This is a genomic window from Massilia cellulosiltytica (assembly GCF_047325105.1).
In the GTDB taxonomy this organism is placed as follows: Bacteria; Pseudomonadota; Gammaproteobacteria; order Burkholderiales; family Burkholderiaceae_D; genus Telluria; species Telluria orientalis.
This window is the reverse complement of sequence record NZ_CP168562.1, coordinates 7,247,122-7,271,729: the sequence shown is the minus strand read 5'-3', so window position 1 is coordinate 7,271,729 and position 24,608 is coordinate 7,247,122. Positions and strand designations below refer to the sequence as shown.

Sequence of the window (24,608 nt, the reverse complement as noted above, 5' to 3'; positions counted from 1 at the left end):
CCGATATCGGGGGGAGCACAGACGGTGGCGAGTGTTTGCCCAGCCGTTCACGCAGCGGCGACGCGACGATCGCGCGCCTGCTGTGACGGCTGGAAGCGGTGCAACCGAGAGCGTTTGCCGATGTCGAAGCTTGTAGCGTTTCGACTCCAGGGAGGCAAGCATGAGCCTGACATTAACCTCGGCCGACTTTACGCCCGGCGGCCCCATCCCCGCCATCCACACATGCGATGGCGCGAATACGTCGCCGGCGCTGTCGTGGTCCGGCGTCCCGCCAGACACCCGCAGCCTCGTCCTCATCATCGACGACCCGGACGCGCCCGATCCTGCGGCACCGAAAATGACCTGGGTGCACTGGGTCCTCTACAACCTGCCGCCGCAGGCGAACCACCTGCCCGCCGGGATACGCGAGGCGGAACTGCCGCGCGGCACGCAGGCCGGCCTCAACGATTTCAAGAACACGCGCTACGGCGGGCCGTGTCCGCCCATCGGACGGCACCGCTACGTGCATAAGCTGTATGCGCTCGACACCGTGCTGCCCGACCTGCGTCATCCGACCAAGCCCCAGCTGGAAAAGGCGATGCAGGGGCATGTGAAGGCGCAGACGGAACTGATCGGTACCTATCAGCGCGGTCACTGATCCGCGCGGATGAAATCGATGAAGGCGCGCAGTGGCGCGGGGACGAGCCTGCGCCCCGGATAGTAGAGATACGGGCCGGAAAAGGATGGCCACCACGGTTCCAGCACGGGCTCGAGCTCGCCGCGGTCGATATACGGGCGCAGCCAGTCCTCGAACAGGTAGACGATGCCCGTGCCGGCGACGGCCACGTCGATTTTCAGGTCGAGAGCGCCGCCCACCTGGACGAGCAATTGTCCGGGCGGATCGATCGTGATCGTCTCGCCGTCGCGCTCGAAGGTCCAGCGAATGACGGCGCCGCTGGCAAAGCGTGCGCGCATGCAGGCGTGGTCCAGCAAGTCGCGCGGATGCTGCGGGCGGCCGCGCCGGTCGAGATAGTCCGGCGCCGCGGCTGCGGCCATGCGCTGGACGCGCGGGCCGATGGGTACGGCGACCATGTCCTGCTCGAGCTTTTCCTCGTAGCGGATGCCCGCATCGCAACCGGCCGCGAGCACGTCGACGAAGCTCTCGTCCGCGATCACTTCCAGGCGGATCTCGGGGTAGGCAGCGAGGAAGCGCGGCACGATGGACGGCAGCACGAGCCGGGCCGCGCTCATCGGCACATTGAGCTTGAGGGTGCCAGTGGGCGTGTCACGAAAACCATTGACCACGTCGAGCGCACTCTCGACTTCGTTGAGCACGGGGTCCAGGCGCGCGAGCAGGCTGCGGCCCGCTTCCGTCGGCACGACGCTGCGCGTGGTGCGGTTGAGCAGGCGCACGCCGAGCTTCGCTTCGAGACGCCGCACCGCATCGCTGAGACCGGACGCGCTGCCGCTCGTGGCCCGCGCGGCATCGCGGAAGCCGCCGGCGCGCGCGACGGCGACGAAAGCGGAAAGATCGCCCAGATCGACTTTCATGTGTTTTCCATTGTCCGTTTTGACGTACAACCCATGCGAATTATGCCGGATTGTCCTGAGATCGTCGTGGGCTTATCGTGGATGCACTGTTCACTATCCATCAAGGAGAATCTTAATGTCCACCACGTATCAACTCGGCGACCGTACCGTCCGGCGCCTCGGCTATGGCGCCATGCAGCTGGCAGGACCCGGCGTCTTCGGGCCGCCGCGGGATCGGGAGGCCGCGCTCGCCGTGCTGCGCGATGCGGTGGCGCTCGGCGTCAACCACATCGATACATCGGATTTCTACGGCCCTCACGTCACCAATCAATTGATCCGGGAAGCGCTGCATCCGTATCCGGACGACCTCGTCATCGTCACCAAGGTCAGCGCGCGACGCGACGCCCAGGGTGCATGGCTGCCGGCCACGTCACCGAAGGAACTGCGCGAGGCCGTGTACGACAACCTGCGCAATCTCGGCCTGGACGTGCTGGAGGTGGTCAATTTCCGCAGCATGTTGGATGTCCATGGTCCGGCGGAAGGATCGCTCGAAGAACAGGTGACGACGTTGGCGGAGCTGCGCGAGGAAGGTCTCATCAAGCACGTCGGCCTGAGCAACGTGACGATGAAGCAGGTCGAGGACGCACGGCGCATCGTGCCGATCGCGTGCGTGCAGAACATGTATAACCTCGTGCACCGCAATGACGACGCGCTGATCGATGCGCTGGCGCGCGACGGTATTCCGTATGTGCCATTCTTCCCGCTCGGTGGCTTTTCGCCGCTGCAGTCGGATGCGTTGTCCGCAGTCGCAGCCCAACTCGGTGCGACGCCGATGCAGGTGGCAATCGCCTGGCTGTTGCAGCGGTCGCCGAACATCCTGCTGATTCCCGGGACGTCGTCGAGTGCCCACCTGCGCGAGAACCTGAAGGCGGCGGATCTCGTGTTGTCCTCGGATGTGCTGGCGAAGCTCGATCGGATCTAGAAAGCAAAAAGCCCGCTCAGAGCGAGGATTGGCAGTGCCAATCCGAGCGAGCGGGCTTTGTTTTTCCAAAACGAAAAACCCCGTCGAGATCACTCGACGGGGTTTTCTTAATAACTAGCCTGACGATAACCTACTTTCACACTGGTTGCAGCACTATCATCGGCGCAGAGTCTTTTCACGGTCCTGTTCGGGATGGGAAGGGGTGGTACAGACTTGCTATGGTCATCAGGCATAACTTGTACGAGTGCCGCAGCTTATTGCATGCGTCACTCTGAATCTGGAAGAAGTAGTTTCTTAATCTGTTGTCTCAACAAACAGCTGAACCCTTGCATTGGCATGACTGCCAAGGTTATAGGGACAAGCCGTACGGGCAATTAGTATCAGTTAGCTTAATGCATTACTGCACTTCCACACCTGACCTATCAACGTCCTGGTCTCGAACGACCCTTCAAGGAGCTCAAGGCTCCGGGAAATCTCATCTCAAGGCGAGTTTCCCGCTTAGATGCTTTCAGCGGTTATCTCTTCCGAACTTAGCTACCCGGCAATGCCACTGGCGTGACAACCGGTACACCAGAGGTTCGTCCACTCCGGTCCTCTCGTACTAGGAGCAGCCCCCTTCAAATTTCCAACGCCCACGGCAGATAGGGACCAAACTGTCTCACGACGTTTTAAACCCAGCTCACGTACCACTTTAAATGGCGAACAGCCATACCCTTGGGACCGGCTACAGCCCCAGGATGTGATGAGCCGACATCGAGGTGCCAAACTCCCCCGTCGATATGAACTCTTGGGAGGAATCAGCCTGTTATCCCCAGAGTACCTTTTATCCGTTGAGCGATGGCCCTTCCATACAGAACCACCGGATCACTATGTCCTACTTTCGTACCTGCTCGACTTGTCGGTCTCGCAGTTAAGCACGCTTATGCCATTGCACTATTAGCACGATGTCCGACCGTACCTAGCGTACCTTCGAACTCCTCCGTTACACTTTAGGAGGAGACCGCCCCAGTCAAACTGCCTACCATGCACTGTCCCCGACCCGGATTACGGGCCAAGGTTAGAACCTCAAACGAACCAGGGTGGTATTTCAAGGTTGGCTCCACGAGAACTGGCGTCCCCGCTTCAAAGCCTCCCACCTATCCTACACAGATTGGTTCAAAGTCCAATGCAAAGCTACAGTAAAGGTTCATGGGGTCTTTCCGTCTAGCCGCGGGTAGATTGCATCATCACAAACATTTCAACTTCGCTGAGTCTCGGGAGGAGACAGTGTGGCCATCGTTACGCCATTCGTGCAGGTCGGAACTTACCCGACAAGGAATTTCGCTACCTTAGGACCGTTATAGTTACGGCCGCCGTTTACTGGGACTTCAATCAAGAGCTTGCACCCCATCATTTAATCTTCCAGCACCGGGCAGGCGTCACACCCTATACGTCCACTTTCGTGTTTGCAGAGTGCTGTGTTTTTATTAAACAGTCGCAGCCACCAGTTTATTGCAACCCTTTCACCCTTCTGCAGTAAAGCAGTCAAGCTACCGGGGCGTACCTTATCCCGAAGTTACGGTACCAATTTGCCGAGTTCCTTCTCCCGAGTTCTCTCAAGCGCCTTAGAATACTCATCTCGCCCACCTGTGTCGGTTTGCGGTACGGTCTCGTATGACTGAAGCTTAGAGGCTTTTCTTGGAACCACTTCCGATTGCTTCGTGTCACAAGGACACACGTCTCAACCCCTTGAATTACGCGCCCGGATTTGCCTAAGCGCCTTCTATGAGTCAAGAACCAACTATTCCAACAGTTGGACAACCTTCCGCGATCCGTCCCCCCATCGCATCATACGACGGTGCAGGAATATTAACCTGCTTCCCATCAGCTACGCATCTCTGCCTCGCCTTAGGGGCCGACTCACCCTGCTCCGATGAACGTTGAACAGGAAACCTTGGGCTTTCGGCGAGAGGGCTTTTCACCCTCTTTATCGCTACTCATGTCAGCATTCGCACTTCCGATACCTCCAGCATCCTTTACAAGACACCTTCTCAGGCTTACGGAACGCTCTCCTACCATATGTGCAAGCACATATCCGCAGCTTCGGTGACTGGCTTAGCCCCGTTACATCTTCCGCGCAGGACGACTCGATCAGTGAGCTATTACGCTTTCTTTAAATGATGGCTGCTTCTAAGCCAACATCCTGACTGTTTTAGCCTTCCCACTTCGTTTTCCACTTAGCCAATCTTTGGGACCTTAGCTGGCGGTCTGGGTTGTTTCCCTCTTGACGCCGGACGTTAGCACCCGACGTCTGTCTCCCAAGCTCGCACTCATCGGTATTCGGAGTTTGCAATGGTTTGGTAAGTCGCAATGACCCCCTAGCCATAACAGTGCTCTACCCCCGATGGTGATACTTGAGGCACTACCTAAATAGTTTTCGGAGAGAACCAGCTATTTCCAGGTTTGTTTAGCCTTTCACCCCTACCCACAGCTCATCCCCTAATTTTTCAACATTAGTGGGTTCGGACCTCCAGGGCGTGTTACCGCACCTTCATCCTGGCCATGGGTAGATCACCTGGTTTCGGGTCTACACCCAGCGACTGTCGCCCTGTTCGGACTCGATTTCTCTACGGCTCCCCTATTCGGTTAACCTCGCCACTGAATGTAAGTCGCTGACCCATTATACAAAAGGTACGCCGTCACCCCACGAAGAGGCTCCGACTGTTTGTATGCACACGGTTTCAGGATCTATTTCACTCCCCTCCCGGGGTTCTTTTCGCCTTTCCCTCACGGTACTGGTTCACTATCGGTCGATTACGAGTATTTAGCCTTGGAGGATGGTCCCCCCATCTTCAGACAGGATTTCTCGTGTCCCGCCCTACTTGTCGTACGCTTAGTACCACCGTTTGAATTTCGTGTAAGGGGCTATCACCCTCTATGGCCAGCATTTCCAGGCTGTTCCACTATTCAATCGACTATCACGTACAAGGCTCATCCCATTTCGCTCGCCACTACTTTGGGAATCTCGGTTGATTTCTTTTCCTGCAGCTACTTAGATGTTTCAGTTCGCCGCGTTCGCTTTGCATACCTATGTATTCAGTATGCAATGACCTAAAAGGCCGGGTTTCCCCATTCGGAAATCTGCGGATCAAAGTGTGTTTGCTCACTCCCCGCAGCTTATCGCAAGCTACTACGTCCTTCATCGCCTGTAATCGCCAAGGCATCCACCATGTGCACTTATTCACTTGTCCCTATAACGTTGGCCCCTGCATGAGTATCAGGGAACGTCATATCGACAAGAGTTCAGCTTACTATGTTTGTTGATACATACAGATTACTACCCTAAGTGTGCATCCAACTTTCGTTAGCTACACGCTTAAAGAAAACTTTACTTCTTCCAGATTGTTAAAGAACGAGAACTACGCTTACCTAAAACTAGCGTCTTACGTAAAGATAGTGGTGGAGGATGACGGGATCGAACCGACGACCCCCTGCTTGCAAAGCAGGTGCTCTCCCAGCTGAGCTAATCCCCCATTTTGGTAACTGGTGGGTCTGGTTGGATTCGAACCAACGACCCCCGCGTTATCAACACGGTGCTCTAACCGACTGAGCTACAGACCCGAACTGTTCTCGTTTAACTTTAATAACAGCCGATAAGCGTAGGCGCTTGATGATGGAGCGTTAGCTCCCGTGCCACTCTAGAAAGGAGGTGATCCAGCCGCACCTTCCGATACGGCTACCTTGTTACGACTTCACCCCAGTCACGAATCCTACCGTGGTAAGCGCCCTCCTTGCGGTTAAGCTACCTACTTCTGGTAAAACCCGCTCCCATGGTGTGACGGGCGGTGTGTACAAGACCCGGGAACGTATTCACCGCGGCATGCTGATCCGCGATTACTAGCGATTCCAACTTCACGCAGTCGAGTTGCAGACTGCGATCCGGACTACGATACACTTTCTGGGATTAGCTCCCCCTCGCGGGTTGGCGGCCCTCTGTATGTACCATTGTATGACGTGTGAAGCCCTACCCATAAGGGCCATGAGGACTTGACGTCATCCCCACCTTCCTCCGGTTTGTCACCGGCAGTCTCATTAGAGTGCCCTTTCGTAGCAACTAATGACAAGGGTTGCGCTCGTTGCGGGACTTAACCCAACATCTCACGACACGAGCTGACGACAGCCATGCAGCACCTGTGTTCAGGCTCCCTTTCGGGCACCCCTCAATCTCTCGAGGGTTCCTGACATGTCAAGGGTAGGTAAGGTTTTTCGCGTTGCATCGAATTAATCCACATCATCCACCGCTTGTGCGGGTCCCCGTCAATTCCTTTGAGTTTTAATCTTGCGACCGTACTCCCCAGGCGGTCTACTTCACGCGTTAGCTGCGTTACCAAGTCAATTAAGACCCGACAACTAGTAGACATCGTTTAGGGCGTGGACTACCAGGGTATCTAATCCTGTTTGCTCCCCACGCTTTCGTGCATGAGCGTCAATCTTGACCCAGGGGGCTGCCTTCGCCATCGGTGTTCCTCCACATCTCTACGCATTTCACTGCTACACGTGGAATTCTACCCCCCTCTGCCAGATTCAAGCCTTGCAGTCTCCATCGCAATTCCCAGGTTAAGCCCGGGGCTTTCACGACAGACTTACAAAACCGCCTGCGCACGCTTTACGCCCAGTAATTCCGATTAACGCTTGCACCCTACGTATTACCGCGGCTGCTGGCACGTAGTTAGCCGGTGCTTATTCTTCAGGTACCGTCATTAGCCCAGGATATTAGCCTGAGCCGTTTCTTCCCTGACAAAAGAGCTTTACAACCCGAAGGCCTTCTTCACTCACGCGGCATTGCTGGATCAGGCTTGCGCCCATTGTCCAAAATTCCCCACTGCTGCCTCCCGTAGGAGTCTGGGCCGTGTCTCAGTCCCAGTGTGGCTGGTCGTCCTCTCAGACCAGCTACTGATCGTCGCCTTGGTGAGCCTTTACCTCACCAACTAGCTAATCAGATATCGGCCGCTCCAGGAGCATGAGGTCTTGCGATCCCCCACTTTCATCCTTAGATCGTATGCGGTATTAGCGTAACTTTCGCTACGTTATCCCCCACTCTTGGGTACGTTCCGATATATTACTCACCCGTTCGCCACTCGCCGCCAGGTTGCCCCGCGCTGCCGTTCGACTTGCATGTGTAAAGCATGCCGCCAGCGTTCAATCTGAGCCAGGATCAAACTCTTCAGTTTAATCTCTGTTTTTGCTGCTTTCGCAGCATGTCGCTCACTCAAAATACTGACCGTCACTCATTGCTGAGCAACGTATTTCTTTTGCGTGAACATTTGATAATTTAAGCATTCAGCAGCCACTTACGCGACTGCTGGCACTTCATCAAACGCCCACACTTATCGACTGTTTATTGTTAAAGAGCTTCGTATTCGGTACTGCCTTGCTGCATTTGCGAATCGTTTTGTTCGTCAGCAGCAGAGAAGCGAGATTATGTAGTGTTTCGCGATGTTCGTCAACTTCTTTTTATTCCCATCGAAGCGTTCAGAACCGTTTGAAGGCCTGTCGTTTGCGACGAGGGACCGAATCATACCAGCGTCGCATACGGACCGCAAGTCCCGCTACAATGCACCCTTTGCCGTCCTCCCCGCACCGCCATGACCATCCTGCTCTCCACCCTCAATGCCCGCTATGCCCACGCTTCGCTGGGGCTGCGCTACCTGCTGGCCAATATGGGCGAGCTCCAGGAACAGACGAGCCTGATGGAATTCGTCATCGGCGCGAAGACCGTGGAGGTCGTCGAACGCCTGCTGGCGAAGAAGCCGTGCATCGTCGGCTTCGGCATCTATATATGGAACGTCGAGGAAACGACGAAGGTCGTCGCGATGCTCAAGCGCGTCGCGCCCGAGGTAACGATCGTGCTGGGCGGGCCGGAAGTCTCGTACGAGACGAACGAGCAGGAGATCGCGCGCCTGGCCGACTACGTCGTCACCGGCTGGGGCGACATCACCTTCCCCAAGCTGTGCGGCGAGATCCTCGATGGTCCCAAGCCGATCATGAAGGTGCATGCGGGCGTGCAGCCGCCGATGGCCGACATCACCCTGCCCTACACTTTGTATACGGACGAGGACATCGCCCACCGCACCCTCTACGTGGAAGCGTCGCGCGGCTGCCCGTTCAAATGCGAGTTCTGCCTGTCGTCGCTGGACAAGACGGCCTGGCCGTTCGGCATCGACACCTTCCTCGCGGAGATGGAGACCCTGTACCAGCGCGGCGCACGATTATTCAAATTCGTCGACCGCACGTTCAACCTGAACGTCAAGACGAGCCAGCGCATCATGCAGTTCTTCCTCGACAAGATCGCGGCGAGTCCCGATGATCCCGTGTATGCCCACTTCGAACTGGTCCCGGACCACCTGCCGGAAGCGCTGAAGGCGACGATCGCGCAATTCCCACCCGGCGCGCTGCAGTTCGAGATCGGCATCCAGAGTTTCAACCCCGAGGTGCAGACGCTCGTCAGCCGACGCCAGGACAATGCCAAGGCCGCGGACAACATCCGCTGGCTCACCACGCAGTCGCACGCGCACCTGCACGTAGACCTGATCGCCGGCCTGCCGGGCGAGGACGTCGAATCGTTCGCGCGCGGCTTCGACCAACTGGTCGCCCTCGGCCCGCACGAGATCCAGTTCGGCATCCTCAAGCGCCTGCGCGGCACGCCGATCATCCGCCACACGGCGCCGTACAAGATGGTGTACGAGCCGTACCCGCCCTACACGGTGCTGGCGACCGACCGCATCGACTTCGCCACCATGCAGCGGCTCGTGCGCTTTGCCCGCTACTGGGACCTGGTCGCGAACTCCGGCCGCTTCGCCCACACGGTCAAGGTGCTGCTGGGCGACAGCCCGTTCGCCAACTTCATGGCGTTCTCGGACTGGATCTACACGCAGCTCGACGCCACCCACCGCATCGCGCTCGACCGCCTGGCCAAGCTGGTGCAGGCCTGGCTGCAGCGCCAGGGCATGCCGGCCGCCGACGCTGCCGCCCTCATCGCGAGCGATTACGCCGGCAGCGCCCACAAGCCGGCCGACAAGGCGACGCACGCCGCGCCCGAGCGCCAGGTCCGCCACCTCGCGGCGTAAAGACGACTATGTGCGCCACCGAACGCTGTAAGGTCACGGTAACGTAGCGCTGGTGGCGGCAGTCGCGAATCTCTTTTACACTGCCGCAATGCGGATTGAAAATGCGCCAACATTAACCATCGAGCATCCAGAGGCCGGCGCGGGGCAATCCGTGGTGGCGCGCGGCGTATGGCAGGTCCACGCGTTCTCCCGCAGCGGCTTCAAGGACATCGAAAAGACATTGAAATCCCTGGCCGGCAAGCAGGTCGCCTGGGACTTGTCCGAGGTCGCCAGCCTCGATCACATCGGCGCCCAGTTACTCTGGAGTTCCTGGGGCAAGCGCCGCCCCGAGCAGCTGAAGCTCGACCCGAAGCAGGAAGAACTCTTCGACCGCATCGAGAAATCCGGCCGGATCGAGCTGCCCCGCACGCGCAAAAGCCACCTGCAATGGGTGATCACGCTGGGCGGCGGCGTCCTGAGCTTCTTCGAACACCTGCGCGGCGCGATCACCCTGATCGGCCAGGTGGTGCAGGACATCGGCCGCTTCATCCGCCACCCGCTGTCCGGGCCGTGGCGCGAAGTCTCGGCCAACATCTATCATTCCGGCTTCCAGGCGCTCGGCATCACGGCGCTCGTGGGCTTCCTGATCGGGGTCGTGCTGTCTTACCTGTCGGCGCAGCAGCTGCGCATGTTCGGCGGCGACATCTACCTCGTCAACATCCTCGGCATGAGCATCATCCGCGAACTGGGGCCGCTGCTGGCGGCGATCCTCGTCGCGGGCCGTTCCGGGTCGTCGATCACGGCGCAACTGGGCGTGATGCGCGTGACGGAGGAACTCGACGCGATGCTGGTGATGGGCATCTCGCACGGCTACCGTCTCATCATGCCCAAGGTGGTCGCGCTCGCGCTGGCGATGCCGCTGCTCGTCGTGTGGACGGATGCGATGGCCCTGATCGGCGGCATGGTCTCCGCGAAGATCGAACTGAACCTGACGATGCGCTACTTCATCCAGAAGCTGCCGTCCGCCGTGCCGATCGTGAACTACACCATCGGCCTCGCGAAGGGCGTCGCGTTCGGCATGCTGATCGCGCTGGTCTCCTGCCACTTCGGCCTGCGCATCAAGCCGAACACGGAAAGCCTGGGCCGCGGCACGACGACGTCGGTCGTCACGGCGATCACCGTCGTGATCCTGGCCGACGCCGTGTTCGCGATCATCTTCTCCGGGGTGGGCTTCTGATGGCGAATCCTGCTCAACGTCCGCCGCAGCAATTGAACCGCAAGCCCGAGGAAGACGTCGGACCGCCGGTCGTCCAGATCCGCAACCTGTGGACGCGCTTCGGCCGCACCGTCGTCCACCAGGACCTGAATCTCGACATCTACGCGGGCGAGATCCTGTCGATCGTGGGCGGCTCGGGCACCGGCAAGACCGTGCTGCTGCGCCAGATGCTGGGCCTGGAGCGGCCGTCCAGCGGCTGCGTGCGCGTGTTCGGCGAGGACGTCAGCAGCGCCAGCCCGGAACAGCTGCAGCGCATGCGCAACCACTGGGGCATGCTGTTCCAGCAGGGCGCGCTGTATTCCGCGCTGACCGTGTTCGACAACATCGCCCTGCCGCTGCGCGAGCTGCGCGCCCTGCCGGAGGAGGTCGTGCGCGACGCCGTGCTGCTCAAGATGGACATGGTCGGACTCGGCCCCGGCGATGCGAACAAGATGCCGTCCGACCTGTCGGGCGGGATGATCAAGCGCGCGGCCCTCGCGCGCGCGCTCGCGCTCGAGCCGCAGTTGCTGTTCCTCGACGAGCCGACGGCGGGCCTCGACCCGGACCTGTCGGATTCGTTCGTGGCGCTGATCCAGACGTTGCACAGCGAGCTGAAACTGACCGTCGTGATGGTCACGCACGACCTGGACACGCTGTTCGCGCTGTCCTCGCGCATCGCCGTGCTGGCGGAGAAGCACGTGATCGCGGTGGGACCGTCGTGCGACGTGCTGCGCGTGCAGCACCCCTTCATCAAACACTTTTTCCTGGGGCCGCGCGGCCAGCGGGCGCTGGAAGTGCTGGAAGAGCGCATCGCAAGAAAGGAGTCGGAAGACTGACATGGAAAACAGATCGTATGCCCTCATGACGGGCTTCTTCACGGTCGCGCTGCTCGTCGCGGCCATCCTGATCGGCCTGTGGCTGAACCGCGACCGCACCACGATGCATCCGTACGAGATCGTCACCACGCAGACCATCCCCGGCCTGAACCCGCAGGCCGCGGTGCGCTACCGCGGCCTGGAAGTCGGGCGCGTGGACGACATCGTGTTCGACCCGCGCGTGACGGGCCAGATCCTCATCAAGCTCTCGATCGAGGAAGGCGCGCCCGTCACGCAGACGACGTTCGCCTCGCTCGGCTACCAGGGCGTGACGGGCATCGCCTTCATCCAGCTCGACGACGACCGCACCGGCTCCCCGCTGCTGCAGAGCGACAAGGGCCACGTGGCGCGCATCCCGCTGCGCCCCGGCCTGCTCGACCAGCTGGAAAAGCGCGGCCTCGCGATCCTGGAAAAGACGGAGCGCATCACGGACAGCCTGAATAACGTGCTGAGCAAGGAAAACCAGGACAAGCTCACGGGCGCCTTCGACAGCATCAACAAGGCCGCCGCCGCGTATGCCGAGATCCCGGGCCAGCTGCAGCCGACCCTGGCGCGCCTGCCCGCACTCACCGATAAGCTCGACCGCACGATGGGCTCCGTACAGGAGCTTTCCACCAGCGTCACCGCCGCCGCGCACAACTACGACCGCCTCGCGACGAGCCTGCAGGCCCCGGGCGGCCCGATCGAGCGCGCCGGCGCGGCCATCGATTCGCTGGGCGGCGTGACGTCCGACCTCGAGCTGCAAACGCTGCCGCACGTCGTCGACATGGCCGACGAGGCGAAGACGTCGCTGCGCGCCGTGCGCCGCACCGTGACGAACCTGGGCGACCGCCCGCAAAGCATCCTGTTCGGCGCACCGGCCGCCGAACCCGGCCCGGGCGAACCCGGCTTCGCCCCCCCGACCAAATGAGGAACCCAGCGACCATGCATCCGACCCGCATCATTCTCGCTGCCGCCCTGGCCCTGACCCTGTCCGCCTGCGCCTCGCAGAAGGGCCAGCCCACCACGCAGTTCGACTTCGGCCCGGCCACCGCCGCGCAAACGCAGGCACAGGGCGTACTCGGCGCCGTGGTCGTCACCGACGTCACCGGCTCGAGCGCCCTGGACAGCGAGCGCATGTTCTACCGCCTGAGCTATGCCGACCCGCTGCAGGCCCGCACCTATGCGAACAGCCGCTGGACGGCGAATCCGCTGCAGCTGCTGACGCAGCGCTTCAAGACGCGGCTCGCGCAGGCGGGTGCGCGCGTGCTGTCGGAGACGGATGCGGCCAGCGGTATCCCGCTGCTGCGCATCGATGTCGATGAATTCATCCACGACTTCGGCGGCGTGAGCCAGAGCACCGGCGTCGTCGCCGTGCGCGCCTCCGTGTTCCAGGGCCATACGCTCGTCGACCAGCGCAGCTTCCGCCAGGCCGTCGCCGCGCCCAGCGCCGATGCGGCCGGCGGCGCGCGCGCCCTCGCGGCCAGCACCGACGCCGTCGCGGCCGACATCGTGGCGTGGCTGGGCACCTTGAATCTCAACCGACGATGACCGAGACGGAAGACGCGGCCGGCCCACGCGCCTCGCCGGTGGCGCGCGCGGCGCTGCTGGCCTATCTGCTGCTGATCGTCTACGCCAGCTGGTTCCCGTTTTCCGGCTGGCGCAGCAGCGGGCTGTCGCCGTTCGCCTTCCTCGTCCTGCAGATGCCGCGCTGGTGGACCGGTTTCGACGTCATGGTCAACATCGTCGGCTACATGCCGTTCGGGATCCTGATCGTGCTCGCGTTGCATCCGCGCGTGCGCGGCCTGTGGGCGGTCGCCATCGCGGCCGTCGTCGGCCTGCTCGTCTCGGGCACGATGGAGGTCGTGCAGAACTACCTGCCCAGCCGCGTGCCGTCGAGTCTCGACCTGCTGACCAATGCGGGCGGCTGCCTGGCCGGGGCGGTGCTCGGCGCATGGTTCGCCCCGATGCTGCTCGACCGCAGCCGTTTATATCTGCTGCGGCAGCGCTGGTTCGCGGCGCATGCGAGCCAGGGCCTGGTGCTCGTCGCGCTGTGGCCCCTGGCCCAGGTCTATCCGCAGAACTACCTGTTCGGCAACGGCCAGATCCTGCCGCTGCTGTCGGAATGGCTGTCCGACTGGCTCGACACGGACATCGACCTCGTGACCATGCTGCGCGGCGACGTGCCGATGAGCGTGGAGCAGTACTGGCTGTCCGAGACCATCATCACCGCATGCGGCATGACGGGCGCCGCCCTCACGCTGCTGTGCCTCACGCGCCGCGGCGCGCCCCGGCTGTCGCTGATGCTGGCGCTGATCGGCGTCGGCATCGTCGTCAAGACGCTCGCCAGTTCCCTGTTCTTCGCGCCCGACAATGCGTTCGTGTGGGTCACGCCGGGCGCCGAAGGCGGCTTCCTGATCGGGCTGATCATGCTGGCCGGCCTCGCGTTCGCGCCCCAGGTCGCGCAGCGCCGGCTGGCCGTCGTGACGCTCGTGCTGTCGCTCATCGTCGTCAATACGATTCCTGCCAACCCGTATTTCGTCTCCACCCTGCAGGCCTGGCAGCAGGGCAAATTCCTGAATTTCAACGGGGCGGCCCAGTTCCTCGACATGGCCTGGCCCATCATCGCGCTGTGGTTCCTGCTGCTGCCGTCGCACCGGCTGAATCGCTCTTGATAACGGCGTATCATATGAAAGATACACGCCATCCGGAACCGACATGAACGACGACAAACCCTTTTATAAACACCACGTGTTCTTCTGCCTGAACGAACGCGAAGGCAAGGACTGCCGCCCCAGCTGCGGCAAGAGCGGCGCCGAAGCGGCCCAGCAACACGCCAAGAAGCGCGTCAAGGAACTGGGCCTGAACGGCCCGGGCCAGGTGCGCATCAACAAGGCCGGGTGCCTGGACCGCTGCGAGGAAGGCCCCGTCGTGGTCATCTACCCGCAGGGCACCTGGTACACCTACGTGGACAACTCCGACATCGATGAAATCATCGACCGCCACCTCGTCAAGGGCGAGGTCGTCGAACGCTTGAAGATCTGACGAAGTACTGATGAACAAGCAATGAACAAGAATTCCCAGAAGTTTTACCTGACCGGCCCCGCAGGCAAGATGGAGTGTGTGCTGGACGAACCGGAAGGCACGCCCGTCGGCATCGCCCTCGTGGCGCACCCGCACCCGCTGTACGGCGGCACGATGGACAATAAAGTGGCGCAGACACTGGCCCGCGCGTTCGTCGGCCTCGGCTACGTGACGGCCCGCTTCAATTTCCGCGGCGTGGGCGAGTCCGAAGGCGTGCACGACGAAGGCCGCGGCGAAGTGGACGACATGGAAATCATGCTCGACCACATGATCGAACAGTATCCGGGCCTGCCGTACGCGCTGTCCGGCTTCTCGTTCGGCACGTTCGTGCAGGCACAACTGCAACAGCGCCTGATCCAGCAGGGCCGCCCGGCCGAGCGCCTGGCGCTGGTCGGTACGGCCGCGGGCAAGTGGCCGATGCCGGAAGTCCCGGCCGACACGATCCTGATCCACGGCGAACTTGACGATACGATACCGCTCGCGCACGTGTTCGACTGGGCGCGCCCGCTCGACATCCCCGTGACGGTGATCCCCGGCGCCGACCACTTCTTCCACCGCAAGCTCGTCCACATTAAAAATCTTGTCGCGCAATTGTGGCGACGTGACATTTGAGGCGAACGCTGGCCTATAATGATGCGATCTTCTTTCAAGGCAATGCTTTCGAGCATTGTCTATCGCATCACAATCCACGTTATCCTCTGAATTGCCTTCCATGAAAAAGTTAATCGCGGCCCTCGCCGCCAGTGCCCTTTTGATGTCGGCCGCCCAAGCGCAGCAGGTGCCGGCTCCGCAAATCGCCGCCCGTTCGTGGCTGCTGCTGGACGCCACCAGCGGCCAGATCATCGCCTCCCAGGATCCGGATACCCGGATCGAGCCGGCGTCGCTCACCAAGGTCATGACGGCCTACGTCGTGTTCGAAGCCGTGCGCGACAAGAAAGTCACGCTGGACCAGATGGTCAACGTGTCGGTCCGCGCATGGAAGGTCGACGGCAGCAGCTCGAAGATGTTCATCGACCCCGCCACCCCGGTGAAGATCAGCGACCTGCTGTACGGCCTGATGGTCCAGTCGGGCAATGACGCGGCCGTGGCGCTGGCCGAAGCCGTCGCCGGCGACGAAGCGACGTTCGTCACCCTGATGAACCGCGACGCCGAGCGCATGGGCATGAAGAACACCAGGTTCGCCAACCCGCACGGCCTGCCGTCGCCGGACAACTACTCTACCGCGCGCGACCTGTCGATCCTGGCTGCGCGCGTCATCAAGGATTTCCCCGAGTTCTACAAGATCGACTCGGTCAAGGAATTCACGTACAACCGCATCAAGCAGCAGAACCGCAACCGCCTGCTGTGGCTGGACCCGACCGTGGACGGCATGAAGACGGGCCACACGGAAGCGTCGGGCTTCTCGATGATCGCGTCGGCCCACCGCCCGAACGGCCCGGCCGGCGAGCGCCGCCTGATCTCGGTGCTGTCCGGCGCCACGTCGGACGGCAACCGCACGGCGGAAAGCCAGAAGCTCTTGAACTGGGGCTTCCAGAACTTCGACACCGTCAAGCTGTATTCGAAAGGCCAGGCCATCCTGACCCCGGAAATCTGGAAGGGCTCCAAGTCGAACGTCAAGATCGGCTTCCCGAACGACGTATGGGTGACCGTGCCGAAGGGCGTGGCCCAGAAGATGAAGCCGGTCCTGGAACGCAAGGACCCGCTGGTCGCGCCGCTGGCCCTGAACAGCCGCGTCGGCACGCTGAAGATGAACGTCGACGGCAAGCCGCTGCTGGCGCTGCCGGTGGTGGCGCTGGAAGAGGTGCAGGAAGCGTCGATCTTTGGCCGGGCGTGGGACTCGATGCGCCTCTGGATGAAGTAATCACCTGCCTGTAAACACCGTCGTTCCCGCGCAGGCGGGAACCCATACTGAGCGTCCTCGATCACCTCGGCATGGGTTCCCGCTTCCGCGGGAACGACGTTTTATAATGACGCGATCCGTCAACCTGGAAAAACGCAATGAACCCAGCCCTCCCCCGCGACCTGTCCTGCCCGCGCATCGCCACCCGCAAGAACGGTGATCTCGAACTGTCCCGCATCGTCGCCGGCATGTGGCGCATGGCCGACTGGGACATGACGGTGGAGCAGCGCATCGCCTTCATCGAGCAGTGCATCGCGCTGGGCGTCACGTCGTTCGACCATGCGGATATCTACGGTAACTACGGCGTCGAAGGCCTGTTCGGCGAAGCGCTGCGCGCCCAGCCGTCGCTGCGCGACCGCATGCAGCTGATCAGCAAGTGCGGCATCAGGCTGCTGTCCAATAAACGCCCGCAGCACACCATCCAGCACTACGACACGAGCGCCGCGCACATCGTCGCATCGGCCGAGGAATCGCTGCGCCAGCTGCACACGGACCGCCTGGACCTGCTGCTGATCCACCGCCCCGACCCGCTGATGGACTTCGACGAGATCGCCGGCGCATTCTCGCGCCTGAAGCAGGACGGCAAGGTGCTGCACTTCGGCGTCTCCAACTTCAGCCGCCACCAGTTCGAGGCGCTGAACCGCCGCATCGAACTGTCGACGAACCAGGTCGAATTCTCGCCGCTGCACGTGGCGCCGATGTTCGACGAGACCTTCGACGGCCTGCAGGATAAAGGCGTGGCGCCGATGATCTGGTCGCCGCTGGCCGGCGGCCGCCTGTTCACGTCGAACGACGCGAACGCGGAAAACCTGCGCCTCGTGATCAAGGAGATCGCCGACCGCCTGCACCAGCCGTTCGCAAGCGTCGTGTTCGCGTGGATCATGCAACTGCCGTCGCGCCCGATCCCGCTGACGGGCAGCGGCCGCATCGAGGCGATTTCCGTCGCCGTGGCCGGCACCACGTTCCAGCTGTCGCGCGCCGACTGGTTCACGATCCTGCGCGCCGCGCGCGGGCACGAGGTCGCGTAGGAGCCTGCGCCGCCATGGGCGAACCCCTCAAGATCGTGGAAGGCCGCGCGCTGACGGCGCAGCAGAAGAAGGACCTGCTGAACCGTCTCGCGCGCGTGGAAGGCCAGTTGCGCGGCGTGCAGAAGCTGATCGCGCTGGCCGATGCGCCGTCCGACTGCGACGCCGTGGCCCAGCAGATGGCCGCCGCGCGCAAGGCGCTGGACCGGTCGTTCGTGCAGCTCCTCACCGCCAGCATCGTCACCCATACGGGCAACGCGGGCGACGTCGAGGAAGCGAAAGCGGCGGCGGCGCACCTGGCCGCCATGTTCGACAAATTCGCTTAATCCGCCCTCAGTCCTCTACGTTGTCCTCGTACACCTTCGGCGGCGCGATCCTGGTCCACCCGCCCATCCACGCGATGTTCAGCAGCAGCGTCGCGCCGATATAAAACACGAAGAACAGCGCAAAGAAGCGCGTGCGCAACAGCGCCAGCAGCGCGATGCAGACGACCAGCGCGACCAGGGCCGCCTTCGATTTCGGCTGCTTGGAGCTGGGGAAGCGGATCGTCGACACCATCAGGGTGCCGACGGCCACCATCAGCAGCATGACGAGGAAGGCGCCGGCCATGTCGGCCACCGGGTCCGGCCACGCGACCACCACCGAGGCCACGCAGGCCGCGCCCGCGGTGATCGGCATGCCGACGAAGTAGCGCGGGTCCGTCTTCCCGACCATCACGTTGAAGCGCGCCAGCCGCAGCGCACCGCAGGCCACGAACACGAAGCACGCCAGGCCGCCCATGCGCACGAGGGTCGGGTGCGCGGCGCCCATCTGGGCGAAGCCGTAGCAGTACAGCAGCAGGCCGGGCGCGCAACCGAAATTCATCACGTCGGCGATGGAGTCAAGCTGCACGCCGAACGCGGACTGGGTGTTGGTGGCGCGGGCGACGAAGCCGTCGAGCGCGTCGAACACGCCCGCCAGCACCAGCAGGATCGCGGCCAGGCGATAGTCGGACGGATCGCCCACGGGCGCGTTGTCGACCGAGATCACGATGCTGCCGAATCCGCAGGCGATCGACAGCAGGGTCACGAAACTGGGCAGGGCAAACTTGGCGCGCGCGAGGCGCTGCTGGCGGGTCGGATTCACTGGAATTCGTTAAAAGCGGAAGAATGGCTTATTTTACATGGGCTTATGCCGGGGCCGCGATTGTCCTTACGATCGTCACCGGGCCCCGATTTCGCCTAGAATGGAGGCTCCTTTACCCCATCAGGACCGACGCTGGGAGCGATATATGATGAACAGTATGCTTCGCGTAAGGCAGATCGCCCTCGCCTGCACCGCGGCGTGGGCGCTCGTCGCCTGCGGCGGGGGCGGCGGCGGGAGTAGTGCCGGCGCCCCGAACGCGACTCCCTCCACCGGATTCTCGGGACAGGACGCCTCGGCGCCCACGGCGACGAACAACATCGCCACCGACGGCCTGAATTGGATCAACTACCGCCGCAGCCAGATCGGCATGCCGGCGCTGGCGCGCAACGCCGTCATCGACACCGCGGCCCAGGGCCATTCCGATTACCAGCGCATCAACAACGTGGTGACGCACGACCAGACGGCCGGCAAGACCGGCTACACGGGCGCGCGCCTGCAGGACCGCCTGCAGAATGCCGGCTACGTGTTCGGGTCGCCGAATGCGATCGGCGAAGTCATTTCGGCCACCTCGAACGGTTCCGGCTTCTACATGGCCGAGGAACTGATCACGGCGATCTACCACCGCTTCGTGATCTTCGAGCCCGTGTTCAAGGAAATCGGCGCGGGCGCGGCGACGACGTCCGCCAATTACAGTTACTTCACCGCCGACTTCGTGGCCAACAACGGCTACGGGAGCGGCATCGCCGCGGGCACGATCGTGACGTGGCCGTTCAATGGGCAGACCCAGGTGACACCCAACTTCAACAGCGATTACGAGGAACCGGATCCGGTCCCCGACCGCAGCGTCGTCGGCTACCCGGTCAGCGTGCACACGAACCTCGATCGCACGCTGACGGTCCAGAGTTTCACGATGCGCGCACACGGGACCAGTAACGATCTGGAGACGCGCCTGCTGGCCTTGGGCAAGGATTCGAATACAACCACGAAGTCGGCGGCGGCGATCGTGCCTCTGGCCCAGCTGGCGTCCGCGACCACGTATGATGTCAGCTTCTCGGGTGCCATCGACGGCGTCCCGATCAGCCGCAACTGGTCATTCACAACGAAATAACACGCATGGATAGTCCCGACCGCCGTTTTCCGCCAGACGCACACGATGCCCCCGCCGTGAACCACGCGGGCGGCATCGCGCGCCTGATGGGCGACGGTGCGCTGTTCGGGCGCGTCCTCGCGCGCTTTCGCAACGAGTACCGCCAGGCCGCGGCCGGCATCCGCACCGCGCACGACCAGGGCGATACCGCGCTCGCGCTACGCCTCGTCCACACGCTGAAAGGGGCCGCCGGCATGATCGAGGCGGTGCCGCTGCGGCGCCAGGCCGACATCGTGGAAGGCCTGTTGCGCGGGGGTGCGGGCGACGTCCACGGCAGCCTCGCGCGCCTGCAGGATGAGCTGGAACGGGTGTTGCGCGAACTGGATGCGCTGGCGCTCACCTTGCCGGAACGCCGTCCCGCGGCGCCGGCGCAGCCGCTGGCGGAGATGGATCACGCCATCGTCGACCGCCTGATGGCGCTGCTCGACGAAGGCAACGGCGATGCGGTCGACCTCGTGCGCGAAGGCGCCGGCGCGTTGGCCGCACAACTCGGGGAAGGATGTTATCGCCAGGTGGCGGACCTGGTCGAAGGCTTCGACTTCGACGGCGCCCTGGCGCTGCTGCGCGAACGGGCGGGCGGCTGACGCGCAGCCCGCGGTTCAGCGGTTGTATTCCGCTTCTTCGTCGAACGAATCGGCGCAGGACTTGCCGCAGAAACGGCGCACGCTGTCGAGCGGTTTGTCGCAATACCAGCACGCGCCCTTGGGTGGCAGGCTCAGACGGGCGGGCACCGGCGCCGCACTCATGGGCGCCGCGACGGCCGGATCGACAGGCACGCTCTTGTCCTGAACACTTTCCTGTATCGTTTCCAAGGTTTCCCCCTTACCGGCAGCACGTCAGTAACGCTGAGATTACTTTAGTGGAACATCGTGTGCATGAGAAAGCGCAAGCGCGCTTGTGCCCGCTTCTGCGGTACGCGGTCTTTCAAACCAGTGTGCGCCGATTGTGCTACCTGTGCAACGCCTGTTGCCCACGAGTTTTCAAGAAACAACAGTCGCGGTGCCCCGACGTCATCGTCACCGATGCCGGACCATCCAACTGCCCGAAATAATAGCAGTACTGGCAATGCGCGCGCCGGGCCGTTCAATCGTGCGGGCCGCCGTGTCAGATTTACGACGGGCGCGCCGGATGCCGTCAGCGCGCCGGTTCCAGCGTGACGAACAGGGCGCCGGGCGCCGTCTCGAGGCGGGTGGGAATAAATTGCACGCCGGCATAGCGCAGGTCGTCGGGGCGGAAGGTGTAGACCGGCATGTCGCGCATCAGTTGATTCACGAGCAGATCGGCGGCGCGGCCCAGGTCGCGTGCGCGGTCGCCCTCCATGCCTTCGACGTCGAAGCTGTCGACGTGCGTGGCGGACAGGACGACGGCATTGCGCACGTTGTCCAGCACCAGGTGGCCGGACATGGCCAGGCTGCCGTTCCACGACTGGCGCAGGAACGGCGGCGACACGGACACGTCCAGGGACAGGCCCACGCGGTCCGTCTCCGGCATGATCGCGAGGCGCGGCCGGGTCAGTTGCACGTCGAACAGCTCGAGCATGCGGTTGCGCAGCGGGAAGCGGCGCTCCAGGCCGGCCTGCAGGCGGGATTGCGACAGTTCGACGCGGCGCGGTCCGATCACCGTCGCGCAGGATGCCAGCAGGCCGCCGCCCGCCAGCGCCAGCGCCGCCTTGCCGAACGCCCGTCTCGTCATCGCCGTCATCATCGCCTCACTCGTTCATGGATGGGGCGAAGCCTAGCACATCAATAGAAGTACGGCGTTGCGCGCGCCCATTCGCTCTTCGGCCAGCGCTTGTGCAGCAGCGCGTGCGCCTTGCGCGACAGGGCCTTCGCATCGTCGTCGAGGCAACCGCCGCGCGTCGACATCACGACCACGTGCAGCAGCCAGGGCAGCTCCGGATCGGCCGGATGCGTGTCGGCCCATTGCAGCACGTCGTCGCCCAACGTGCCGGTGGCCGTCTTCAGTTGTTCCAGCTTGCCCAGTTCCGCGCGGCGCGCCGTCGCGTCGCCCAGGTCCGGCGTCGCCGGCAGGCGCCACACGAAGCTCGTCGGCTCGCCCAGGCGGTCCGGCTTGAAGCTGCACCACGCGGACGCCGTCGCGTCGCCGGCCTCGATCCGCGTCACGGGCGGGGCGGCCATATCCAGGTCCGCGGACAGGCCGAATGCAACCGCCGCGACCAGCGCCACGTGACGGCGCTCGGCGGGCGTGGCGGCGCGGGCGTAGCGCGCCGCCATCTCGCCCGTGGCCGGCACCAGCCTGGCCAGCAGGTCGGCGGCGGCGCGGCCGGTGTCGGGCTGGTCGAGCAGCGCGGCGCGGATCCAGGCCGCACCGGCGATGCGCGCACGCAGCGGCTGCGGCAGCGACTCCACGCGCGCCAGCTCGAGCATGTCGGCGGCTGCCAGGCCGCGCTTGAACCACGCGATGGCATCGTCGTTGAGCATGTCCTCGGCCGGTGCGGCGTCGGGGCTCGCCATGTCGACGTTCGCGCGCAGCAGGTACGCGCCGGCATCCCGCACCGACGTCGCGACGGCGAAGCGCTCTTCGCGGAACAGGTTGCGCGTGCCCGGCGACAGCTTGCCCTTCAGCGCGGCGTCCGCGACGGCGCGCGCGGCATCGCGCTTGCCCGCCAGGCGGTACAGCCTCGCCAGGTGGTAGCGCACGGTGAGGTAAGCCGGATCGGAAGAGTCGACGGCCAGCGCGGCCTGTTCCAGCGCGGGCGTCAGCGTCTCGGACAGCATCAGCGCGGCGACCAGCCACGGATCCGTGTGCCCGCGCGGCTTCGTCCCCTGCTGCCAGCGCTCCAGCGCGTGGCGTGCCGGGACGGCGCACGATCCGTCGCGGTTGCCGGCGCAGTCCTGCAGCGTTGCGATCCAGTCGACGAAGGCATGCTGTCCGCGCAGCGGCTCCAGCTTCGCATCGTCCATCAGCACGGACCAGTCGCCGAGGCGGTCGAGCGCGTACGGGTCGCGCGCAGGATCATCCAGGTAGCGGTTCAATTCGTCGAGCCGGGCTTCGGGCGTCAGCCGCGCGCGCATGGACCGCAGCAGCGCGCGGGCCGGTTCGTGCATCGTTTGCAGCGACGCGTCGGCCACGATGGCGGCGCCGCGTTTGTCGAGGACCTGCGCCTGGTGCTCGCGTTCATCGCGCGGCGTCTGCGGCACGGCGGCGACGGCGCGCCGCACTTCCGAGCGCAAGGCGAGATACGCGCCGAGATCCCGCATCGGATGGCCGGCCGTCGCACCGATCCGGTCGAACAGCGCGGTGCTCTCGGCATAGTGGCCGCCGTGGAACTGCCACGCGGCGCGCTGGTAGTCGCGCAGCTGGCGCCAGTAGGCCGGCTCCGTCGCGGGCAGCGGCTGCGGCGCGACGATGTCGGGCAGTTTCTCGGTGCGATACGAGTAGCGCGCATCCTCCGCGCGCTGGCAGGATTCGCCGACCTGGTATTGCGCGCGCAGCCATGCATCGACCCGCGCGCGGGTGGCGTCGGGCCGGGCCTCCAGCTGGCGCAGGGTCGCGGCCGCGTAGGCATCGGCGGCCGCCGGACAGGCGACGATCATGCGCGCCGCCGGGTCGTCGGCCTTGATGTTCAAGACGTTGGCGGCGCGCCCGACCAGGTCCGCGGAGGTGTCTTCGCCGTCGACGTGGTCCCACCCATTGCCGAACGCGCTGCCGTCGGCGCGGTCCAGGCCTTTGTCGGTGCCCGGCTTCTTCGCGACCGGCGCGCCGAGCATGATCGCGCGCCAGGCCGTGTACAGGTAGACGCGGCGCATGCCCGGCTGCAGCACGCCCAGGTCTCCGGCCTGGAAGCGCGCGTTGGGGATGTCCGGCTTCGTGTACGCCTTGAACATCGTGTAGCTGGGACCATAGTCGCCGCTGGCGAACGCATTCGCCGCGACGGCGGCGATGGCGGCACAGGCAAGCAGGTATTTCATCGGGAATCTCTCCATCCTTTTTCGTCGAACCAGAACGTGTGCCGGTAGCGCGCCGCCACCGCGGGCGGGAACGCTTCCTGGCGCGAAAAGCCGGCGCTGCCCGCGCGGCACAGCGGGTGCAGCACCTCGGGCCGCATCGCCACGATGTCGCGCAGCGCCTCGTTGTCGCGGCCCATGCGGAAGAACATCGGCACCACTTCATCCGCTTCCAGCCCGTCCAGCCAGGCCGGGGCGCGGCACCACCAGCCGAGGGCCGTGACGCTCAGCCGCATGTCGCCCGGCAGCGCGGCGCGGATGCGGTGCACGAGGTCGCGGTAGTCGGCGCGCTGCGACGGCCGCGCTTCCAGGTCGAGCTGCACCCAGCCCGACGTCGACGCGCGCGCGGCGCTGTGCATGGCGGCCAGCACGGTATCGCGTGCGGCCTGCAGACCCGATGGCGGATGCAGCGGATCGATCTCGACGTGCACGACGGGAATCACGCGCGTGTCGCGCGCGAGCGCACGCGGGCGCGCGCCCGGCCGCACGAGCACCTTGTCGCCGGCGAGCCAGATATGGCGGTCGACCACGGCGACAGTAGTGCGCGAGAACGCGGGGACGGGCGCGTCTCTCCACAGCCAGGCGATGGCGCCGGCGGGCGGTTCGGGCGGCAGGGCGGGAATGGGCAAGCGGGTCTTTCGGCAGCTGCGGCGGACGCCATGTTAGCAAGTTTT

21 protein-coding genes, 2 tRNA genes and 3 rRNA genes are annotated in these 24,608 nt (G+C 63.5%); 15 read left to right on the top strand and 11 right to left on the bottom strand.

The window, feature by feature from the left end; genetic code table 11:
* The first annotated feature begins 160 nt into the window (after nucleotides 1–160).
* Nucleotides 161–637 (top strand): YbhB/YbcL family Raf kinase inhibitor-like protein, encoded by a 477-nt coding sequence (locus ACEN9H_RS31995; RefSeq protein ID WP_056131063.1) that lies wholly within the window; start codon nucleotides 161–163, stop codon nucleotides 635–637.
* On the opposite strand, the gene ACEN9H_RS31990 is transcribed toward ACEN9H_RS31995, so the two are convergent.
* On the bottom strand, nucleotides 631–1,530 hold the full coding sequence (locus ACEN9H_RS31990) for a LysR family transcriptional regulator (protein WP_413673344.1): 900 nt from the start codon (nucleotides 1,528–1,530) through the stop codon (nucleotides 631–633). The two genes, ACEN9H_RS31995 and ACEN9H_RS31990, sit on opposite strands and share 7 nt — an antisense overlap.
* A 115-nt stretch (nucleotides 1,531–1,645) precedes the next feature.
* Here ACEN9H_RS31990 and ACEN9H_RS31985 point away from each other — a divergent pair, with 115 nt between their 5' ends.
* Nucleotides 1,646–2,491 carry an aldo/keto reductase family oxidoreductase gene (locus tag ACEN9H_RS31985; RefSeq protein WP_413673343.1) on the top strand — a complete coding sequence of 282 codons (846 nt, stop codon included), beginning with the start codon at nucleotides 1,646–1,648 and terminating at the stop codon, nucleotides 2,489–2,491.
* A gap of 117 nt (nucleotides 2,492–2,608) precedes the next feature.
* Here ACEN9H_RS31985 and rrf read toward each other — a convergent pair.
* The 5 genes from rrf to ACEN9H_RS31960 form a co-directional block, all read right to left on the bottom strand.
* A 5S ribosomal RNA gene (rrf, locus tag ACEN9H_RS31980) occupies nucleotides 2,609–2,721 on the bottom strand.
* A gap of 123 nt (nucleotides 2,722–2,844) precedes the next feature.
* A 23S ribosomal RNA gene (locus ACEN9H_RS31975) occupies nucleotides 2,845–5,721 on the bottom strand.
* A 206-nt stretch (nucleotides 5,722–5,927) separates the two neighbouring features.
* Nucleotides 5,928–6,003 (bottom strand) — tRNA-Ala (locus tag ACEN9H_RS31970).
* Nucleotides 6,004–6,014: 11 nt separating this feature from the next.
* Nucleotides 6,015–6,091 (bottom strand) — tRNA-Ile (locus tag ACEN9H_RS31965).
* Nucleotides 6,092–6,172: 81 nt separating this feature from the next.
* Nucleotides 6,173–7,701 (bottom strand): 16S ribosomal RNA (locus tag ACEN9H_RS31960).
* The 16S, 23S and 5S rRNA genes sit together here with 2 tRNA genes alongside, the layout of an rRNA operon.
* 414 nt (nucleotides 7,702–8,115) lie before the next feature.
* On the opposite strand from ACEN9H_RS31960, the gene ACEN9H_RS31955 reads away from it, so the two are divergent.
* The 11 genes from ACEN9H_RS31955 (at nucleotide 8,116) to ACEN9H_RS31905 (ending at nucleotide 18,020) form a co-directional block, all read left to right on the top strand.
* On the top strand, nucleotides 8,116–9,597 hold the full coding sequence (locus ACEN9H_RS31955) for a DUF4080 domain-containing protein (protein ID WP_413673342.1): 1,482 nt from the start codon (nucleotides 8,116–8,118) through the stop codon (nucleotides 9,595–9,597).
* 88 nt (nucleotides 9,598–9,685) lie between these two features.
* The gene (locus tag ACEN9H_RS31950; RefSeq protein WP_056126950.1) at nucleotides 9,686–10,813 is read left to right on the top strand and encodes an MlaE family ABC transporter permease; all 1,128 of its coding nucleotides are present in this window, start codon (nucleotides 9,686–9,688) and stop codon (nucleotides 10,811–10,813) included.
* The gene (locus tag ACEN9H_RS31945) at nucleotides 10,813–11,667 is read left to right on the top strand and encodes an ABC transporter ATP-binding protein (RefSeq protein ID WP_413673341.1); all 855 of its coding nucleotides are present in this window, start codon (nucleotides 10,813–10,815) and stop codon (nucleotides 11,665–11,667) included. The genes ACEN9H_RS31950 and ACEN9H_RS31945 overlap by 1 nt, the downstream gene beginning before the upstream one ends.
* 1 nt (nucleotide 11,668) lies before the next feature.
* Nucleotides 11,669–12,616: an MlaD family protein gene (locus ACEN9H_RS31940; protein WP_056126946.1), complete on the top strand. Its 948-nt coding sequence runs from the start codon at nucleotides 11,669–11,671 to the stop codon at nucleotides 12,614–12,616.
* 14 nt (nucleotides 12,617–12,630) lie between these two features.
* The gene (locus ACEN9H_RS31935; protein WP_371763282.1) at nucleotides 12,631–13,236 is read left to right on the top strand and encodes an ABC-type transport auxiliary lipoprotein family protein; all 606 of its coding nucleotides are present in this window, start codon (nucleotides 12,631–12,633) and stop codon (nucleotides 13,234–13,236) included.
* The gene (locus ACEN9H_RS31930) at nucleotides 13,233–14,360 is read left to right on the top strand and encodes a VanZ family protein (RefSeq protein WP_056126942.1); all 1,128 of its coding nucleotides are present in this window, start codon (nucleotides 13,233–13,235) and stop codon (nucleotides 14,358–14,360) included. Before ACEN9H_RS31935 ends, ACEN9H_RS31930 begins: the two co-directional genes overlap by 4 nt.
* Before the next feature lie 43 nt (nucleotides 14,361–14,403).
* Nucleotides 14,404–14,730: a (2Fe-2S) ferredoxin domain-containing protein gene (locus tag ACEN9H_RS31925; protein ID WP_091664647.1), complete on the top strand. Its 327-nt coding sequence runs from the start codon at nucleotides 14,404–14,406 to the stop codon at nucleotides 14,728–14,730.
* A 21-nt stretch (nucleotides 14,731–14,751) separates the two neighbouring features.
* Nucleotides 14,752–15,381: an alpha/beta hydrolase gene (locus ACEN9H_RS31920; RefSeq protein WP_160410777.1), complete on the top strand. Its 630-nt coding sequence runs from the start codon at nucleotides 14,752–14,754 to the stop codon at nucleotides 15,379–15,381.
* Between the two features lie 100 nt (nucleotides 15,382–15,481).
* A complete protein-coding gene (locus ACEN9H_RS31915) occupies nucleotides 15,482–16,630 on the top strand; it encodes a D-alanyl-D-alanine carboxypeptidase family protein (RefSeq protein WP_056126937.1) in 1,149 nt (382 codons plus the stop codon).
* Nucleotides 16,631–16,767: 137 nt separating this feature from the next.
* Nucleotides 16,768–17,697, top strand: coding sequence for an aldo/keto reductase (locus ACEN9H_RS31910; protein WP_413673340.1), 930 nt, complete (start codon nucleotides 16,768–16,770; stop codon nucleotides 17,695–17,697).
* A gap of 14 nt (nucleotides 17,698–17,711) precedes the next feature.
* Nucleotides 17,712–18,020, top strand: coding sequence for a metal-sensitive transcriptional regulator (locus tag ACEN9H_RS31905; protein ID WP_056126933.1), 309 nt, complete (start codon nucleotides 17,712–17,714; stop codon nucleotides 18,018–18,020).
* Between the two features lie 7 nt (nucleotides 18,021–18,027).
* Here ACEN9H_RS31905 and pssA read toward each other — a convergent pair whose 3' ends face one another.
* Nucleotides 18,028–18,819 carry a CDP-diacylglycerol--serine O-phosphatidyltransferase gene (gene pssA, locus ACEN9H_RS31900; protein WP_413673339.1) on the bottom strand — a complete coding sequence of 264 codons (792 nt, stop codon included), beginning with the start codon at nucleotides 18,817–18,819 and terminating at the stop codon, nucleotides 18,028–18,030.
* Nucleotides 18,820–18,976: 157 nt separating this feature from the next.
* Here pssA and ACEN9H_RS31895 point away from each other — a divergent pair, with 157 nt between their 5' ends.
* Nucleotides 18,977–19,927: a CAP domain-containing protein gene (locus ACEN9H_RS31895; protein ID WP_413673338.1), complete on the top strand. Its 951-nt coding sequence runs from the start codon at nucleotides 18,977–18,979 to the stop codon at nucleotides 19,925–19,927.
* Between the two features lie 5 nt (nucleotides 19,928–19,932).
* Nucleotides 19,933–20,550 (top strand): Hpt domain-containing protein, encoded by a 618-nt coding sequence (locus tag ACEN9H_RS31890; RefSeq protein WP_413673337.1) that lies wholly within the window; start codon nucleotides 19,933–19,935, stop codon nucleotides 20,548–20,550.
* Between the two features lie 15 nt (nucleotides 20,551–20,565).
* Here the strand turns inward: ACEN9H_RS31890 and ACEN9H_RS31885 are convergent, their stop codons facing one another.
* The 4 genes from ACEN9H_RS31885 to ACEN9H_RS31870 form a co-directional block, all read right to left on the bottom strand.
* Entirely contained in the window at nucleotides 20,566–20,742 is a 177-nt protein-coding gene (locus ACEN9H_RS31885; RefSeq protein WP_229412256.1) for a hypothetical protein, read from the bottom strand.
* Nucleotides 20,743–21,100: 358 nt separating this feature from the next.
* Entirely contained in the window at nucleotides 21,101–21,670 is a 570-nt protein-coding gene (locus ACEN9H_RS31880; RefSeq protein WP_371763274.1) for a DUF1439 domain-containing protein, read from the bottom strand.
* 38 nt (nucleotides 21,671–21,708) lie between these two features.
* Nucleotides 21,709–23,898 (bottom strand): hypothetical protein, encoded by a 2,190-nt coding sequence (locus tag ACEN9H_RS31875; protein WP_413673336.1) that lies wholly within the window; start codon nucleotides 23,896–23,898, stop codon nucleotides 21,709–21,711.
* Nucleotides 23,895–24,563, bottom strand: coding sequence for a hypothetical protein (locus tag ACEN9H_RS31870; protein ID WP_413673335.1), 669 nt, complete (start codon nucleotides 24,561–24,563; stop codon nucleotides 23,895–23,897). The genes ACEN9H_RS31875 and ACEN9H_RS31870 overlap by 4 nt, the downstream gene beginning before the upstream one ends.
* Between the last annotated feature and the right edge of the window lie 45 nt (nucleotides 24,564–24,608).